The following is a 15522-nucleotide window of genomic DNA, read 5'->3' as shown; positions in this document are numbered from 1 at the left end:
GACAACTCCAGACAACGAAAAACATCTGCCGAGGCAAGGCAAGGTGCCTCAGGCAGCAGTCAAACGGTCTGGGAAGTCAAATTCGGAAGCAGCAATTGCGTAAGGCGATCGGCGGAGCCGCTGAGCGCAAAAGCAATGGCGCTTGAACCGGGCCGGCCGGTGGGGCTGCCAAGGCCCGGGAGATCGTGAAAGCAAAACCAACGGCTACCGCGTCGATTGGCGATGGCGCCTGCACTTTTTCTACAGTTTGCTGCGCGGACTGGCAGTGCGCATGGCACAGGCCGGGCTGCTCATCGTCCATGCTGAGCGACACATCGCCGGCGCAGGGCATGCCAGCCTCGGCCATGGTGGCGGCTTCGCTCAGCTTGCTCGCGCTGCCCGGGCAGGCATAGGCAGCCACGGCCAGCTGCATGAACAGCAGGCTGCACAGCGCAAAGAGCACCGTGATCAAGCGATGGCGACGCCGGACGAACATGAACGCGATTGTAATGAATGACGCGGCTGCGGCATTGGCGACAGGACACAGGCCACGTCTGAAAGTTCGCCCCATGAGGCCAAAGGCCTCGTTCCCTGACGCAGGTCAAAGACCGGATCGGCGCTGGCCGCCGCCCTTGTGCGCGCCGTGCACATGACCGGCTGCGCCGGAACTCCCCTCTGGGCGCTGGCGCGCCGCCTCGGACAGTTCGGTCAGGATGCCGCAGTGCGCCGCGTCCTGCGCCTCGCGGCACTGCTCGCGCAGGCTCCTGAGCTGCCGCTCGAGCTGGCGCAGCTCGCGCATGCGCCGGGCCACATGGACGATGTGCGCGTCCAGCAGGGCATTGACCTCGGCGCAGTTGTCGCCCGGCGCGTCCTTGAAGCGCAGCAGCACGCGGATCTCGTCGAGCGTCATGTCCAGGCTGCGGCAATGGCGGATGAAGGACAGGCGCTCGGCATGGGCCTCGCCATAGATGCGGTAATTGCCCTCCGAGCGGGCGGCGGCGGGCAGCAGGCCTTCGCGCTCGTAGTAGCGGATGGTCTCGACCGCGGTGCGGGTGAGGCGTGCCAGTTCGCCGATCTTCATGTGCAAGCTCCTGCTGCAACGGTATCAGCCATTTGACTCTCTAGTCGCTACAGGGTTTCCAATCGAGTCCATGAACCCATCGAACGACGCCGCCATCCCGCCGCGCCCGGCCGCCTGCGCATGCCACGGCCACGGCGACAGCATGCCGGCCGCGGCGCCGTGGCGCCTGGGGGCGGCCCTGCTGCTGGCGGTCGCGGCCGAGTCGCTGGCCTTGCTCGCCCCCGAGACGATGGCGGCCCGGCTCTTTGGCATGGGGCTTGCGGCCGTGGCCATCGCCCTGGCCGGGCTGGCCACCTACCGCGAGGGGCTGTCCGCGCTGCGTCGGGGGCGGCTGAGCATCGCTGCGCTGATGGCGGTGGCCGTGAGCGGCGCCTTCCTCATCGGCGAGTGGCCCGAGGCAGCCATGGTGATGGCGCTCTACGCCTGGGCCGAGTGGCTGGAGGCGCGCGCCGTGGACCGCACGCGCCACGCGATCGCGCGCCTGCTCGACCTGGCGCCGCCGAGCGCCGAGATGCGCCAGCCCGGCGGCACCTGGCAAGCCGTTCCCGTGGCCGAGGTGCCGCTGGGCGCCCGGCTGCGCGTGCGGCCCGGCGCGCGCATCCCGCTCGACGGCCTGGTCACCGAAGGTCGCAGCACGGTCGACCAAGCCCCGGTGACCGGCGAGAGCCTGCCGGTGGACAAGGCGGCAGGCGACGCGCTGTTCGCTGGCTCGGTCAACGGCAGCGGCACGCTCGAGTTGCGCGTGACAGCCGTCGCCGGCGACACCACGCTGGCGCGCATCCTGCACGCGGTCGAGCAGGCCCAGGCGCGCCGTGCGCCCACGCAGCGCCTGGTCGACCGCCTGGCGGCTGTCTACACGCCCGCGGTGTTCGCGCTGGCACTGGCCCTGGCCCTGCTCGGGCCCTGGCTCCTGGGCTGGGGCTGGACCGAAGCCGTTTACCGGGCCCTGGTGCTGCTCGTCATCGCCTGCCCCTGCGCGCTCGTGATCGCCACCCCCGTCACCGTGGTCAGCGGCCTGGCGGCCGCCGCCAGGCGCGGCGTCCTGATCAAGGGCGGCGTTCATCTGGAGGGCGCACACCGGCTCAAGGCCATCGCCTTCGACAAGACGGGAACGATCACTGCCGGCCGGCCCCGCCTGGTCGCGACCGAGGTCCTGCCCTCCCCCATTCCCGAAGCGCAGGCGCTGCGCTGGGCCGCCGACCTGGCCGCCCATTCCGACCATCCGGTGGCCCAGGCGATCGCCCGGGTACTGGCCCCTGGCAACGGGGCGCTCGAGGGCTTCACGGCCCTGCCGGGCCGCGGCGTGCAGGCGCGCGCCGACGGCCAGACCCTGGTGCTGGGCAACCACCGCCTGATCGAGGAGCTGGGCCTGTGCGGCGCCGACGTCGAGGCACGCCTGGCGGCCCACGAGGCCCAGGGGCGCACGGTCACCCTGCTGGCGTCCGGGCAGCAGGTGCTGGCCCTGTTCGCGGTGGCCGACACGATCAAGCCCGGCGCGCGCGAGGCGCTGGCCGAGCTGCAGGCCCTGGGCGTGGCCTCGGTCATGCTGAGCGGCGACAACGCGGTCACCGCGCAGACCATCGCCCGCCAAGCCGGCATCGCCGAGGTGCGCGCCGAGCTGCTGCCCGAGGACAAGCTGGCCGCCGTCGCGGACCTGCGCAAGCGCTACGGCCCCACGGCGATGGCAGGCGACGGCATCAACGACGCGCCGGCGCTGGCGCGCGCCGACATCGGCATCGCCATGGGCGCGGCCGGCACCGACGTCGCCATGGAGGCGGCCGATGTGGTGATCATGAACGACGAGCTGCAGCGCATCCCCGAGACCATCCGCCTGTCGCGCCGCACGCGCTCCATCCTATGGCAGAACATCGCCCTCGCCCTGGGCATCAAGCTGCTGTTCCTGGGACTGGCGGTGGAGGGCAGCGCCACCATGTGGATGGCCGTGTTCGCCGACATGGGCGCCAGCCTGCTGGTCGTGGCCAACGGGCTGCGCATGCTGCGCGCGGGCGGCCGGGCCGCGCGCAGCTGATCAGATCGCGACCAGCTGGCGTATGCCCTTGGCCTCCATCTCGCCGGCCGGGCCGCGCGCGATGACCTCGCCGCGCTCCATGACCAGGTAGTCGTCGGCGAGCTCGCGCGCGAAGTCGTAATACTGCTCGCACAGCAGGATGGCCATCTCGCCGCGGTCGGCCAGCATGCGGATCACGCGGCCTATGTCCTTGATGATGCTGGGCTGTATGCCCTCGGTGGGCTCGTCGAGGATCAGCAGCCTGGGGCCGGCGGCCAGCGCGCGCGCGATCGCCAGCTGCTGCTGCTGGCCGCCCGAGAGGTCGCCGCCGCGGCGACCGAGCATCTGCTTGAGCACCGGGAACAGCTCGTAGAGTTCGGCCGGCACGGGCGTGCCGGCGCTCTTGTAGGCCAGGCCCATGCGCAGGTTTTCCTCGACCGTCAGGCGCGCGAAGATCTCGCGGCCCTGCGGCACATAGCCTATGCCGGCGCGCGCGCGCTCGTAGGGCGTGGCCTGGTGGATGGCCTGGCCTTCGAAGTCGATGCTGCCGGTCTTGATGGGCACCAGGCCCATCAGGCTCTTGAGCAGCGTGGTCTTGCCCACGCCGTTACGGCCCAGCAGCACCGTGACCTTGCCCGCCTGGGCCTCGAGGCTCACATCGCGCAGGATGTGCGAGCCGCCGTAGTACTGGTTGATGTTCTTGACGGTCAGCATGGTGGTCTTCCTCCTCCCCCGCTGGGGGAGGATTGAGGTGGGGGCACCGGCATGCCCCTACCACGGCCCTCCCCCAGCGGGGGAGGGAGAGGAAAGAATATCTCAGCGCCCAAGATACACCTCGATCACACGCTCGTCGGCCTGCACCTGGTCCAGCGTGCCCTGGGCCAGCACCGAGCCGTCGCACAGCACGGTGACGATGTCCGAGATGGTCTTGATGAAGCTCATGTCGTGCTCGACCACCATCAGCGAATGCTGGCCCTTGAGCTTGAGGAACAGCTCGGCGGTGCGCGCGGTTTCCTCGTCGGTCATGCCGGCCACGGGCTCGTCGAGCAGCAGCAGCTTGGGGTCCTGCATCAGCAGCATGCCGATCTCCAGCCACTGCTTCTGGCCGTGGCTGAGGTTGCCCGCCATGCGCGCGACACTGGCCTCCAGGTGAATGGTGTGCAGGATCTCGGCCAGGCGGTCGCTCTGGGCCGAATCGAGCCGGAAGAACAGCGACGAGGCCACGCCCTTGTGCGTCTTGAGCGCGAGCTCCAGGTTCTCGAACACGCTGAGCTGCTCGAACACCGTGGGCTTCTGGAACTTGCGGCCTATGCCCAGCTGCGCGATCTCGGGTTCGTTGTGGCGCAGCAGGTCGATGGTGCTGCCGAAGAACACCGTGCCCTGGTCGGGCCGGGTCTTGCCGGTGATGATGTCCATCATCGTGGTCTTGCCGGCGCCGTTGGGGCCGATGACGCAGCGCAGCTCGCCCGGCGCGATGTCCAGCGACAGCTGGTTGATGGCCTTGAAGCCGTCGAAGCTCACGCTGACGTCCTCCAGGTAGAGGATGCGGCCATGCGTGACGTCCACCTCGCCCGGCCGGGCCAGGCGCGAGAAGCCGGCGGCGCGGCCGCCCGACTCGGTCCGGCCCTGAGCCTCCTGCCTTGCGTGCGCCTCGGCGCGGCGTGCGCCCTCCTCCAGCAGGTCCGGCGTCATTTCTGCGTCCCCTTCAATTTCTTCACCAGGCCGACCACCCCGTTGGGCAGGAACAGCGTGACCGCGATGAACAGGGCGCCCAGGAAATACAGCCAGAACTCGGGCGCCGTCACCGTGAGCCAGCTCTTAGCGCCGTTGACGATGAAGGCGCCGACGATGGGGCCGATCAGCGTGGCGCGCCCGCCCACGGCCGCCCAGATGGCGATCTCGATGGAGTTGGCGGCGCTCATTTCGCCGGGGTTGATGATGCCCACCTGCGGCACGTAGAGCGCGCCGGCCACGCCGCACATCACGGCCGAGATCGTCCAGATGGTCAGCTTGTAGGGCAGCGGCGAGTAGCCCGAGAACATGACGCGGCTTTCCGCGTCGCGTATGGCCTGCAGCACGCGGCCGAACTTGGCCGTCACCAGCCAGCGCGCGAACAGGAAGAAGCCCAGCAGGCTCAGGCCGGTCAGCACGAACAGCACCATGCGCATGGATGGCGTGGCGATCGGCAGCCCCAGGATGCGCTTGAAGTCGGTGAAGCCGTTGTTGCCGCCGAAGCCGGTCTCGTTGCGGAAGAACAGCAGCATGGCGGCGAAGGTCATGGCCTGGGTGATGATCGAGAAGTACACGCCCTTGATGCGCGAGCGGAAGGCGAAGTAGCCGAACACGAAGGCCACCAGGCCCGGCACCGCGACGATGAGGAGCAGGGTGGCGAGGAAGCTGTCTGAGAAGGTCCAGTGCCAGGGCAGCTCCTTCCAGTCCAGGAACACCATGAAGTCCGGCAGATCGCTCTTGTAGTTGCCGTCGCGGCCGATCTGGCGCATCAGGTACATGCCCATGGCGTAGCCGCCGAGCGCGAAGAACAGGCCATGGCCCAGGCTCAGGATGCCGGTGTAGCCCCAGATCAGGTCCATGGCCAGGGCGCAGATGGCGTAGCACATGATCTTTCCGACCAGGGCCACGGCGTAGTCGCTGAGGTGGAACATGCTGTCCTGCGGCACCACCAGGTTCAGCAAGGGCGCGAGCGCGCAGACCACGATCAGGGCAAGGATGAAGGCGCTCCAGCCCATGCGGCTGAGCAACGCCGGCCGGGCGGGCAGGGCAATCGCCGTGCCGGTCATGGGATTCGCTGGAACTGCGACAGGCTCGACCTGCACGGCACTTTGTTCGATGTCTCGTTTCATCATCAGGCCTCCGCGCTGCGGCCCTTCATCGCGAAGATGCCCTGCGGCCGCTTCTGGATGAAGACGATGATGAAGACCAGCACCGCGATCTTGGCCAGCACCGCGCCGGTCCAGCCTTCCAGCAGCTTGTTGATGATGCCCAGCCCCAGGGCCGCATAGACCGTTCCGGCCAGCTGCCCGACGCCGCCCAGCACCACCACCATGAAGGCGTCGACGATGTAGCTCTGGCCCAGGTCGGGCCCCACGTTGCCGACCTGGCTCAGCGCGCAGCCGGCCAGGCCGGCGATGCCCGAGCCGAGGGCGAAGGCGTAGGTGTCTATGCGCGCCGTGTTGACGCCCATGCAGGAGGCGATCGGACGGTTCTGCGTGACGCCGCGCACGAACAGGCCCAGGCGCGTGCGGCCGATCAGGAAGGCCATGCCCAGCAGCACCGCCGCGGCGAAGGCGACGATCACCAGCCGGTTCCAGGGCAGCGTGAGGTTGGACAGCAGCTGCAGGCCGCCGCTCATCCAGGACGGGTTCTCCACGCCCACGTTCTGCGCGCCGAACAGGCTGCGCACGCCCTGCATCAGCACCAGGCTGATGCCCCAGGTGGCCAGCAGGGTCTCGAGCGGGCGGCCGTAGAGGAAGCGCAGCACGCCGCGCTCGAGCACGGCGCCGACCCCGGCCGAGGCCAGGAAGGCCACGGGCAGCGCCGCGACCAGGTACCAGTCGAAGGCGCCGGGCAGGTATTTCTGGAACAGGCCCTGCACCACGTAGGTGGCGTAGGCGCCGATCATCATGAGCTCGCCGTGCGCCATGTTGATCACGCCCATCAGTCCGTAGGTAATGGCCAGGCCCAGCGCCACCAGCAGCAGGATGGAGCCCAGGCTGATGCCGGAGAACAGCGCGCCTAGCTTGTCGCCCCAGACCAGGGCCTCCTCGATGGCGCGCAGCGAGGCCTGTAGCTGGGTCTTCACATCGGCCTCGGTCTCGGCCGCCAGGCGCTGGTTGAGCAGCAGCTTGGTCTCGGGCGTCTTGCTCTCGGCCAGCGCGCGGGCCGCCTCGAGGCGCCTGGCCTTGTCCTCGCTGCCCAGCAGCGCGGCGGCACGGGCCAGCTGCAGCTGGATGCGGATGGCGTCCCGGCTCTCGGCGGCCAGCGCCTTGTCCAGCAGGGGCAGCCGGGATTCGTCGGGCTCCTTGAGCAGGGCCATCACCGCCGCCAGGCGCTGCCTGTCGTCCTTGCTGAAGAGCTTGAGGCCGGCCAGCGCGGTGTCGAGCTCGCCGCGCATGCGGTTGTTGTTGATGACGTCCTCGGCGCTGTCCGGCACGGCCAGCTCGGCGCCGCTCACCGGGTCCGACCCCTTGCCGTCGCGCACCACCAGCACCTGGTCGCCGGCCAGCTTCACCGCGTCATCGGCCAGGGCCTGGATGAAGGCGGCGGTCTTGTCGTCGGCGCTGGCGACGAGCCGGTTCAGGGCCTCGACGCGGGCATCGGTCTCGCCCACGGCCAGCGCGCGGGCCTCGTCGGCGGTCAGGGCATGAACCCATCCCGAAAAAAGAAGCGCCGTTAGCAATAACAGTGGACGAAACATAGGTGTCGTGGAGTAACAGTGTGCGCCAGGGCGCGCCGCGCATGGCCGCCCAAAGCGGCCGCGCCGCCCCCTTGAGGGGGAAGCGGCCGCAGGCCGCCTCGGGGGTGGGCTTACTTCTTGGCGACGCTCGTGCCCTTCTCGGGCTCGTCCTTCTTCTTGTCGTTGCCCTCGATATAGGGGCTCCAGGGCTTGGCCTTGACCGGGCCCGGGGTCTTCCAGACCACGTTGAACTGGCCGTCGGCCTTGATCTCGCCGATGAACACCGACTTGTGCAGGTGGTGGTTCTTCTCGTCCATCTTGGAGACGATGCCGCTGGGCGCCTTGAAGGTCTGGCCGGCCATGGCGGCGATGACCTTGTCCACCTCGGTGGTCTTGGCCTTCTCGACGGCCTGCTTCCACATGTTGATGCCGATGTAGGTGGCTTCCATCGGGTCGTTGGTCAGCGGCTTGTCCTTGTGGCCGGCGATGCCCTTGGCCTTGGCGTAGGCGGCCCATTTCTTGGTGAACTCGGTGTTGGCCGGGTTCTTGATCGACATGAAGTAGTTCCAGGCCGCCAGGTGGCCGACCAGGGGCTTGGTGTCCACGCCGCGCAGCTCCTCCTCACCGACCGAGAAGGCCACCACCGGCACGTCCTTGGCCTTGAGGCCCGCGTTGCCGAGCTCCTTGTAGAAGGGCACGTTGGAGTCGCCGTTGATGGTGGAGACCACGGCGGTCTTGCCGCCAGCCGAGAACTTCTTGATGTCGGCGACGATGGTCTGGTAATCGCTGTGGCCGAAGGGCGTGTACTTCTCGTCGATGTCGGCGTCCTTCACGCCCTTGGACTTGAGGTAGGCGCGCAGGATCTTGTTGGTGGTGCGCGGATAGACGTAGTCCGTGCCCAGCAGTACCCAGCGCTTGGCACCGCCGCCGTCCTTGCTCATCAGGTAGTCGACCGCGGGAATCGCCTGCTGGTTGGGCGCGGCGCCGGTGTAGAACACGTTCTTGGACAGCTCCTCGCCCTCGTACTGCACCGGGTAGAACAGCAGGCCGTTGAGTTCCTCCACCACTGGCAGCACGGACTTGCGCGACACGCTGGTCCAGCAGCCGAAGATCACGGCCACCTTGTCCTGGGTCAGCAGCTGCTTGGTCTTCTCGGCGAACAGCGGCCAGTTGGAAGCCGGGTCGACCACCACGGGCTCGAGCTTCTTGCCCAGCACGCCGCCCTTGGCGTTGATCTCGTCGATCGCCATCAGCACGGTGTCCTTGAGCACGGTCTCGGAAATCGCCATGGTGCCGGACAGGCTGTGCAACACGCCGACCTTGATGGTGTCTGCGGCCTGGGCCGGCAGCACGCTCCAGCCCGCGAGCGCGGTGGCGGCCGCGAGGGCCTTGAGGGTGAATCGACGTTGCATCTGAGCTACTCCTGCGAAGTGGATCGGTTGAAGTTCGCTTGGAAGCGCTCGAGACGAGGCGCCTTCCAGCGGACAGGTCCATGCTAGGGTTGGCCCGAAGTTCCGGAAATACGGCACATGGCGTACGCGGCGGACAAGGCAGGGCGATGGCCCGGAGGGCCGCCCGGGCGGCGCGGGTTCAGCGCAGCGGCCGGGCGCCCTGCTGAACGACCACCTTGTCGCGTTCGATGATGCGGCGGAATGGCTCGCCGGTGGTGGCCCAATCGACCAGGTCGACCTTCCAGGGCAGGTCGGACTCGGAAAAAGCCTCGGCCAGGGCCGCCAGCGTCGCCAACGGAAGAGGCTGGCCGGCGATGATGGCGAGGTCGAGGTCGGAATAGGGCTTCGCCGTTCCGGTCGCGCGCGAGCCGAAGGCCCAGACCTCGGCCTGCGCCACATGCCGGCGCAGGATGTCGCGCACGATGCGCCAGTGCTCGGGGCGCATCGTGCGCGGCGGGGCGTCGTCCGGCAATGTCATGCCAGCCTGGCCTTCAACTGGTCCCGCAGGTGCGCTGCTTCTGCGAGAAAGGCCGGGATGCCGGCCACCACGTCGAGCGCCACGTCTTCGTCGTAGGTGTGGCTGGTCTTGCCGCGCATTTCGCGGTACTGGCGCCAGACTGGCCAATCGCTTCGCAGAAGGCCATGCTCGTTGCCCGTGCGAATGAGGTCCTGGAACGGCATGCCGTCGTACTGCGCCGGCGTGGGCGATACCGCCTCCAGGTAGCGCTTGAGCATCTTGTGGCTGAGCTCGTAGGTGAACGCGAAACGCTGGATCAGGCCATCGCGGATCTGCGTGTCGGAAACGTCCAGGCGATAACGCGCGAGCCCTTCGTCGAGTCGGACAATGGCTTTGTCCAGCGGGCTGATGTCCAGGGTCATGGTGCGCCTCCCCCTGCATTGTCCCTCAGCCGGCCCGCCCGGGGCACGGCTCATACCGACTTGCGATCAGAAGTACAAGAAGAAGTCAGAAGTCCCTCGCTGCGTCGAGTATGGCGGGGAGGGCGGGCGAACGGCTCCGTTCATGTCCCCCGACGAGGGCGTGCCGGCGCCGGGGAACATGAACGGAACACGGCACCGCGTCGCAGCGCGATGAGGCTATCTCATTGAATGCAAAACCGTATCAGCCCTCGAACTGCGGATGCAGCTGCCTCATGCGCTTGAGCGCCATGGCGGCCGCAGCGGTGCGGGTCTCGACGCCGAGCTTGGCGAACACGCGCTCCAGGTGCTTCTTCACCGTGGCCGGGCTGGCGCCCAGGATGTCGGCGATGTCGCGGTTGATCTTGCCCTTGACCAGCCAGTACAGCACCTCGGCCTCGCGCGCCGTGAGCAGGAAGGCCAGGCGCATGGACTCGACGACCTGGTCGTCCGAGACCTCGCGCATCACGACCAGCCAGTCGCCGCCGCCGGCGCTGTCGCCAACCTGCTGGTGCAGCCTGAAGGACAGGCGCCGCGCGCCCTGCTCCAGGGTCAGGCGCGGCGGCTCGGCACGTGCATCGGGGGCGTGGCCGTCCGCGAGCAGGCGCGCCAGCCAGGCCCGCACCGGCTCGGGCGCGAGGGGCGAGGCCGGCCCGAACCAGGCCGCCAGCAGCTCGCGCGCCAGCGGCGTCTGCCACAGCAGGCGGCCGTCGCCGGCGCGCACCGTGAGGCTGGCGTAGCCGAAGGCGTCGAGCGCGTTGCGCGCCTGGTGGGCCTGGCTCGCGGCCTGGCGCGCCTGGCGCGCGCCGCCCAGGTGCACGCCCATGCGCGCCAGCACCTCGCGCGGCTTGATCGGCTTGGTCACGTAGTCCACGCCGCCGGCCGCCAGCGCGGCCACCAGGTGCTCGGTCTCGGTCAGCCCGGTCATGAAGATGATGGGGATGTGCGCGGTCTGCGGCGCGGCCTTGAGCCGGCGCGCGACCTCGAAGCCGTCCATGCCGGGCATCATGGCGTCGAGCAGCACGATGTCGGGCAGGGCCTGGGCGGCGCGCTGCAGCGCCGCCTCGCCGTGCGTGGCGACCAGCACCGTGTAGCCCGACTCGTCCAGGGCGTCGTGCAGCAGGGCCAGGTTGTCGGGCACGTCGTCGACGATCAGCACCAGGTCGCCGCCGGCGCGGTCCAGCACGGCCCGGGGCGCGATGTCAGGCGGTACGGGATGCATGGCGTGCCTGCTGAAGAATCCGGCCCATGGCCTCGAACTGGAACTGGCGCGCCAGCTCGCGCATGGCCTGCACGAAGGCGGCGTGCGCGGGCTGGCTGCGCTCGATCTCGTCCAGGCTGTTGAGGATGCCGCGGTAGTAGCCCAGGGCCACGCCTTGCTCCAGCGCGGCCAGGGCGGCGGCGGCGGGATAGCTGAGCTCCTGCGGCGGCGCCGGCGCGGCCGGCAAGGCCGCAGCCGTGGCGCCGGCTGCCTCGTCCAGCCAGACCAATCCCAGGCGGCGCTCCAGCCAGTCCAGCAGCTCGCTGTGGCGCACCGGCTTGACCAGGAAGTCCTCGGGCCTGATGCCCAGGGCGTTGTCCAGCCCCTTGTCGAATGCGTTGGCCGAGACGATGGCGCAGTGGACCTCGGCCAGCTCCATCTGCCGGATGCGGCGCAGCGTCTCCCAGCCGTCTATGCCGGGCATGGCCAGGTCCAGGAAAACCACGTCCGGGCGGTAGCCGGCCGCCAGCAGGTCCAGCGCATCGTGGCCGTTGGCGGCCTGGCGCAGCCCGAAGCCCAAGGGCGCTAGCAACTCGACCAGCAGCTCGCGGTCGGCCTCCTCGTTGTCCACCACCAGGATGCGGCGGCGCGGCCCCGCATAGCCGCGCCGCGGCCGCGCGGCACTCGCGGCGGGCGGCGGCAGCGCCTCGGCGTGCAGCTCGGGCAGGAACAGCTTGACGTGGAACACCGAACCGGCGCCGGGCCGGCTGGTGACCGAGAGTTCGCCGCCCATCAGCGCGGTCAGCATCTTGGCAATCGTCAGGCCCAGGCCCGCGCCGGGCACCGCGGCCGCGGCACTGCCGCCGCGCGCGAAGGGCTCGAAGACCTGCTCGATCTCCTCGGACGTGAGGCCCGGGCCGGTGTCCTCTATGTCCAGCCAGGCCATCTCGCGCGCATAGCGCGCGCGCAGCGTGACGGTGCCCTCGGCCGTGAACTTGATCGCGTTGCCCAGCAGGTTGATCAGGATCTGGCGCAGGCGCTTCTCGTCGGCGCGCACCCACTCGGGGATCACGCCCTGCAGCTCGAAGCGGAAGGCCAGCCCCTTGGCCGCGGCCTGCAGCTCGAACAGGCCGGCCAGCTCGTGCAGGCCGTCGGCGAAGCGCATGGGCGCAACTTGAAGCGCCAGCTTGCCCGACTCGATGCGCGCAATGTCCAGCGTACCCTCGATCAGCGACAGCAGGTGCTCGCCGCCGCGCCGGATCACGTTGACCGCCTGCCGGCGATGCGGCGGCACGCTGGCGTCCTCGCCCATGAGCTGGGCGTAGCCGAGGATGCTGTTGAGCGGCGTGCGCAGCTCGTGGCTGATGGCGCTGATGTAGCGGCTCTTGGCCTGGTTGGCCTGGTCGGCCGCGAGCTTGGCCCGCTCCGCCTGGAGCTTGGCCTTCTGCAGGGCCTCGTCGGTCTGGCGGTGCAACGCCACCTCGCGCACCAGCAGGCCGGTCTGGCGGTTGGACTCCTCCTGCGCCACCTGGCGGCTCTTGTGCGCCAGCACCAGCCACCAGGCCACGATGCCGGCGACCAGCAGCAGGGCCAGGTAGGCCTTGAGAAAGCCCGAGCGCAGCGCCGTATGCGGCGCCTGCATCAGCTCGGTGTCGGTGGCCGCCAGCACCAGGGTCTGCAGCTCCTGCCGGTACAGCAGGCCGAACACCGTGGCCAGCAGCGGCGCGATCAGCAGCATCAGCAGCAGGAAATGGCCCAGCCCGGTGTCCAGATAGGGCCAGACGCGGCGCGGCAGCAGCCAGCGCAGCGCGGCCGACCATTGGGCCGACAGGCTGGCCTGCGGCTTGCAGAGGTCGCCGCAGCGCGCGTCCAGCGTGCAGCACAGCGAGCAGATCGCGCCGCGGTAGGCCGGGCAGTGCGCCATGTCGGGCGCCTCGTATTCGCGCTCGCAGATCACGCAGCGCTGCGGCGCCGCGCCCAGGTAGGCTCCCTCCCCCTCCGACGGCATCTTTGGTTCGGGACCACGCGCCAGGTAGTAGCGCCCGCGCGTGGCCCAGGCCAGCAGCGGCGAGACCACGAAGGCCGTGCACAACGCGATCAGCGCCGAGAAGGCCTGGGCCAGCGGCCCGAAGGCGCCCAGGTGGGCGCTGATCGACAGCCCCGAGGCCAGGGCCATGGCGCCCACGCCGACCGGGTTGATGTCGTAGAGATAGGCTCTCTTGAACTCGATGCCGGGCGGCGACAGGCCCAGCGGCTTGTTGACCACCAGGTCGGCCACCACGGCCATGATCCAGGCGATGGCGATGTTGGCGTACAGGCCCAGCACGCCGCCCAGGGCCTGGAACACGTCCATCTCCATCAGCATGAAGGCGATCAAGGTGTTGAACACCACCCAGACCACGCGCCCGGGATGGCTGTGCGTGAGGCGCGAGAAGAAATTCGACCAGGCCAGCGAGCCCGCGTAGGCATTGGTCACGTTGATCTTGAGCTGCGAGATCACGACGAACAGCGCGGTCGCGGCCACCGCCCAGCCGTAGTGCGGAAACACGTACTCGTAAGCGGCCAGGTACATCTGGTTGGGGTCGACCGCACGCTCGAGCGGCACCATGTGGGTGATGGCGAGGTAGGCCAGCAGGGCCCCGCCCAGCATCTTGACCACGCCCAGCAGCACCCAGCCCGGGCCGCCGGCCAGCACGCCCAGCCACCAGCGCCGGCGCGTCGCAGGCGTGCAGGCGGGCATGAAGCGCAGGTAGTCGGCCTGCTCGCCCATCTGCGTGATCAGCGCGATGCCCACCGTGAGCGCGGCACCGAAAAGGTGCGAATCAAAGGTGGCGTCGCGGCCGGACTCACCGCCATAGTGCGTCACCCCGGCAAATGCACCAGGATCGCGCAGCAGCACATAGACGAAGGGCACGACCAGCATGACCAGCCACAGCGGCTGGGTCCACAGCTGCAGCCGACTGATGGCCGAAACGCCATGGGTCACCAGCGGGATCACCACCAGGGCGCAGACCCCGTAACCCCAGGCCGGCGGGATGCCCAGCGCGAGCTCGAGCGCGTAGGCCATGACGGCGGCCTCGAGGGCGAAGAAGATGAAGGTGAACGAGGCGTAGATCAGCGAGGTGAGCGTCGAGCCTATGTAGCCGAAGCCGGCGCCCCGCGTCAGCAAATCCATGTCCACGCCGTAGCGCGCCGCGTAGACGCTGATCGGCAGGCCGGCACCGAAGATGATCAGGCCGGTGGCGAGGATGGCCCAGAAGGCGTTGACGAAGCCGTACTGCACCAGCAGGGTCGCGCCCACGGCCTCCAGGATCAGGAAGGAGGCGGCGCCGAAGGCGGTGTTGGCCACGCGCCAGGTCGACCAGCGCCGAAAGCGCTGGGGCGCGTAGCGCAGGGCGTAGTCCTCCAGGGTCTCGCGCGCCACCCAGGCGTTGTAGTCGCGCCGCACCTTGACCACCTGCTGCGGCGGATCGGGCAGGGCCTCGCGCGCCGGCGCGTGGTCGGGGGGCGAGGAGGCGTCGGCGGCGGGCGTCATGGCAGGAACAGGACCCGGCGTGCAGTTTCCATGCCATGGTGCGGCGCGCCATGCCCCGTTCGGCGTATGGCCGGGTACGGGCTTTGCTGACTATGATGCGGGCACTGCCGCCCACCCCGCCTGCCATGGAACTGACGCCCCGCGAAAAAGACAAGCTGCTGATCTTCACCGCCGCCCTGCTGGCCGAGCGCCGCAAGGCGCGCGGCCTCAAGCTCAACTACCCCGAGGCCGTGGCCCTGATCTCGGCCGCCGTGATGGAGGGCGCACGCGACGGCAAGACCGTGGCCCAGCTGATGAGCGAGGGCCGCAGCGTGCTCGCGCGCGAGGATGTGATGGACGGCGTGGCCGAGATGATTCCCGACATCCAGGTCGAGGCCACCTTTCCCGACGGCACCAAGCTCGTCACCGTGCACCAGCCCATCGTCTGACCCGAGGCACCCCATGAAAAGAACCATTTCCGCCCTGCTTTTCACCCTGGCCGCCTCGTCGGCCGCCCTGGCCCATGGCGGCCACGGCCTGTCCGGCCCGCACGGCCATGCCACTGACGTCTGGGGCTTCGTTTTCGTGGGCGCGCTGGCCGTGCTCGCGCTCTGGCTGTCGCGCGGCGGCAAATAAGGGAAAGAAGAGGTCTCATGATCCCCGGCGAACTGCTGATCGACGACGGCGACCACCCCCTGAACCCCGGACGGCGCAGCCTGAGCCTGGTGGTCAGGAACACCGGCGACCGGCCCATCCAGGTCGGCTCGCACTACCACTTCGCCGAGACCAACGCGGCGCTGGCTTTCGACCGCGGCGCCGCGCGCGGCATGCGGCTGAACATCGCCTCGGGCACGGCCGTGCGCTTCGAGCCCGGCCAGCAGCGCACCGTGGAGCTGGTGGACTATGCCGGCGAGCGCGTGGTCTACGGCTTCCGCGGACTGACCCAGGGAAAACTCTGA

Annotated in this window: 15 protein-coding genes; 4 read left to right on the top strand and 11 right to left on the bottom strand. The window is 69.3% G+C overall.

The window, feature by feature from the left end; genetic code table 11:
* Window positions 1-76 precede the first annotated feature (76 nt).
* Both FFS10_RS15310 and cadR read right to left on the bottom strand, forming a co-directional pair.
* Window positions 77-475 carry a hypothetical protein gene (locus FFS10_RS15310; protein ID WP_137895341.1) on the bottom strand — a complete coding sequence of 133 codons (399 nt, stop codon included), beginning with the start codon at window positions 473-475 and terminating at the stop codon, window positions 77-79.
* Window positions 476-580: 105 nt separating this feature from the next.
* On the bottom strand, window positions 581-1060 hold the full coding sequence (cadR, locus tag FFS10_RS15305; protein WP_137895340.1) for a Cd(II)/Pb(II)-responsive transcriptional regulator: 480 nt from the start codon (window positions 1058-1060) through the stop codon (window positions 581-583).
* A 70-nt stretch (window positions 1061-1130) separates the two neighbouring features.
* Between cadR and FFS10_RS15300 the strand changes: the two genes are divergently transcribed.
* Window positions 1131-3089 (top strand): heavy metal translocating P-type ATPase, encoded by a 1959-nt coding sequence (locus FFS10_RS15300; RefSeq protein ID WP_249931314.1) that lies wholly within the window; start codon window positions 1131-1133, stop codon window positions 3087-3089.
* On the opposite strand, the gene urtE is transcribed toward FFS10_RS15300, so the two are convergent.
* From urtE to FFS10_RS15255, 9 genes are all read right to left on the bottom strand, one after another.
* Window positions 3090-3782 (bottom strand): urea ABC transporter ATP-binding subunit UrtE, encoded by a 693-nt coding sequence (gene urtE, locus FFS10_RS15295; RefSeq protein ID WP_137895338.1) that lies wholly within the window; start codon window positions 3780-3782, stop codon window positions 3090-3092.
* Window positions 3783-3884: 102 nt separating this feature from the next.
* Complete coding sequence (gene urtD / locus FFS10_RS15290) at window positions 3885-4760, bottom strand: urea ABC transporter ATP-binding protein UrtD (RefSeq protein WP_137895337.1); 876 nt, start codon at window positions 4758-4760, stop codon at window positions 3885-3887.
* Window positions 4757-5866 carry an urea ABC transporter permease subunit UrtC gene (gene urtC / locus FFS10_RS15285; protein WP_137895359.1) on the bottom strand — a complete coding sequence of 370 codons (1110 nt, stop codon included), beginning with the start codon at window positions 5864-5866 and terminating at the stop codon, window positions 4757-4759. The genes urtD and urtC overlap by 4 nt, the downstream gene beginning before the upstream one ends.
* Window positions 5867-5931: 65 nt before the next feature.
* Entirely contained in the window at window positions 5932-7503 is a 1572-nt protein-coding gene (gene urtB, locus FFS10_RS15280) for an urea ABC transporter permease subunit UrtB (protein WP_137895336.1), read from the bottom strand.
* A gap of 110 nt (window positions 7504-7613) precedes the next feature.
* Entirely contained in the window at window positions 7614-8894 is a 1281-nt protein-coding gene (urtA, locus tag FFS10_RS15275) for an urea ABC transporter substrate-binding protein (protein ID WP_137895335.1), read from the bottom strand.
* Window positions 8895-9072: 178 nt separating this feature from the next.
* On the bottom strand, window positions 9073-9411 hold the full coding sequence (locus FFS10_RS15270; RefSeq protein WP_137895334.1) for a nucleotidyltransferase family protein: 339 nt from the start codon (window positions 9409-9411) through the stop codon (window positions 9073-9075).
* Window positions 9408-9812, bottom strand: a complete 405-nt coding sequence (locus FFS10_RS15265) for a nucleotidyltransferase substrate binding protein (protein WP_137895333.1) — start codon at window positions 9810-9812, stop codon at window positions 9408-9410. Before FFS10_RS15265 ends, FFS10_RS15270 begins: the two co-directional genes overlap by 4 nt.
* A gap of 241 nt (window positions 9813-10053) precedes the next feature.
* Window positions 10054-11070, bottom strand: a complete 1017-nt coding sequence (locus tag FFS10_RS15260) for a response regulator transcription factor (RefSeq protein ID WP_137895332.1) — start codon at window positions 11068-11070, stop codon at window positions 10054-10056.
* Window positions 11051-14584 (bottom strand): hybrid sensor histidine kinase/response regulator, encoded by a 3534-nt coding sequence (locus tag FFS10_RS15255; RefSeq protein WP_137895331.1) that lies wholly within the window; start codon window positions 14582-14584, stop codon window positions 11051-11053. The genes FFS10_RS15260 and FFS10_RS15255 overlap by 20 nt, the downstream gene beginning before the upstream one ends.
* Before the next feature lie 125 nt (window positions 14585-14709).
* Between FFS10_RS15255 and FFS10_RS15250 the strand changes: the two genes are divergently transcribed.
* From FFS10_RS15250 to FFS10_RS15245, 3 genes are read left to right on the top strand one after another with little or no spacing between them, the layout of a single operon-like run.
* A complete protein-coding gene (locus tag FFS10_RS15250) occupies window positions 14710-15012 on the top strand; it encodes an urease subunit gamma (protein WP_137895330.1) in 303 nt (100 codons plus the stop codon).
* 13 nt (window positions 15013-15025) lie between these two features.
* Window positions 15026-15199 carry a hypothetical protein gene (locus FFS10_RS23005; protein ID WP_171016111.1) on the top strand — a complete coding sequence of 58 codons (174 nt, stop codon included), beginning with the start codon at window positions 15026-15028 and terminating at the stop codon, window positions 15197-15199.
* 17 nt (window positions 15200-15216) lie between these two features.
* A complete protein-coding gene (locus FFS10_RS15245) occupies window positions 15217-15522 on the top strand; it encodes an urease subunit beta (RefSeq protein ID WP_137895329.1) in 306 nt (101 codons plus the stop codon).

It is taken from the genome of Ramlibacter sp. 2FC, assembly GCF_005503345.1.
In the GTDB taxonomy this organism is placed as follows: domain Bacteria; phylum Pseudomonadota; class Gammaproteobacteria; order Burkholderiales; family Burkholderiaceae_C; genus SCMQ01.
The sequence above is the reverse complement of the archived record's forward strand: the minus strand, read 5'-3'. Positions and strand labels throughout refer to the sequence as shown.

Excerpts from the sequence above, each read along its gene's own strand:
- cadR (WP_137895340.1), bottom strand. The coding sequence starts at position 1,060 with ATGAAGATCGGCGAACTGGCACGCCTCACCCGCACCGCGGTCGAGACC.
- FFS10_RS15255 (WP_137895331.1), bottom strand. The coding sequence starts at position 14,584 with ATGACGCCCGCCGCCGACGCCTCCTCGCCCCCCGACCACGCGCCGGCG.
- FFS10_RS15265 (WP_137895333.1), bottom strand. The coding sequence starts at position 9,812 with ATGACCCTGGACATCAGCCCGCTGGACAAAGCCATTGTCCGACTCGAC.
- FFS10_RS15260 (WP_137895332.1), bottom strand. The coding sequence starts at position 11,070 with ATGCATCCCGTACCGCCTGACATCGCGCCCCGGGCCGTGCTGGACCGC.
- FFS10_RS15270 (WP_137895334.1), bottom strand. The coding sequence starts at position 9,411 with ATGACATTGCCGGACGACGCCCCGCCGCGCACGATGCGCCCCGAGCAC.
- FFS10_RS15300 (WP_249931314.1), top strand. The coding sequence starts at position 1,131 with ATGAACCCATCGAACGACGCCGCCATCCCGCCGCGCCCGGCCGCCTGC.
- urtB (WP_137895336.1), bottom strand. The coding sequence starts at position 7,503 with ATGTTTCGTCCACTGTTATTGCTAACGGCGCTTCTTTTTTCGGGATGG.
- FFS10_RS23005 (WP_171016111.1), top strand. The coding sequence starts at position 15,026 with ATGAAAAGAACCATTTCCGCCCTGCTTTTCACCCTGGCCGCCTCGTCG.
- urtA (WP_137895335.1), bottom strand. The coding sequence starts at position 8,894 with ATGCAACGTCGATTCACCCTCAAGGCCCTCGCGGCCGCCACCGCGCTC.
- urtC (WP_137895359.1), bottom strand. The coding sequence starts at position 5,866 with ATGACCGGCACGGCGATTGCCCTGCCCGCCCGGCCGGCGTTGCTCAGC.
- urtE (WP_137895338.1), bottom strand. The coding sequence starts at position 3,782 with ATGCTGACCGTCAAGAACATCAACCAGTACTACGGCGGCTCGCACATC.
- FFS10_RS15250 (WP_137895330.1), top strand. The coding sequence starts at position 14,710 with ATGGAACTGACGCCCCGCGAAAAAGACAAGCTGCTGATCTTCACCGCC.
- urtD (WP_137895337.1), bottom strand. The coding sequence starts at position 4,760 with ATGACGCCGGACCTGCTGGAGGAGGGCGCACGCCGCGCCGAGGCGCAC.
- FFS10_RS15245 (WP_137895329.1), top strand. The coding sequence starts at position 15,217 with ATGATCCCCGGCGAACTGCTGATCGACGACGGCGACCACCCCCTGAAC.
- FFS10_RS15310 (WP_137895341.1), bottom strand. The coding sequence starts at position 475 with ATGTTCGTCCGGCGTCGCCATCGCTTGATCACGGTGCTCTTTGCGCTG.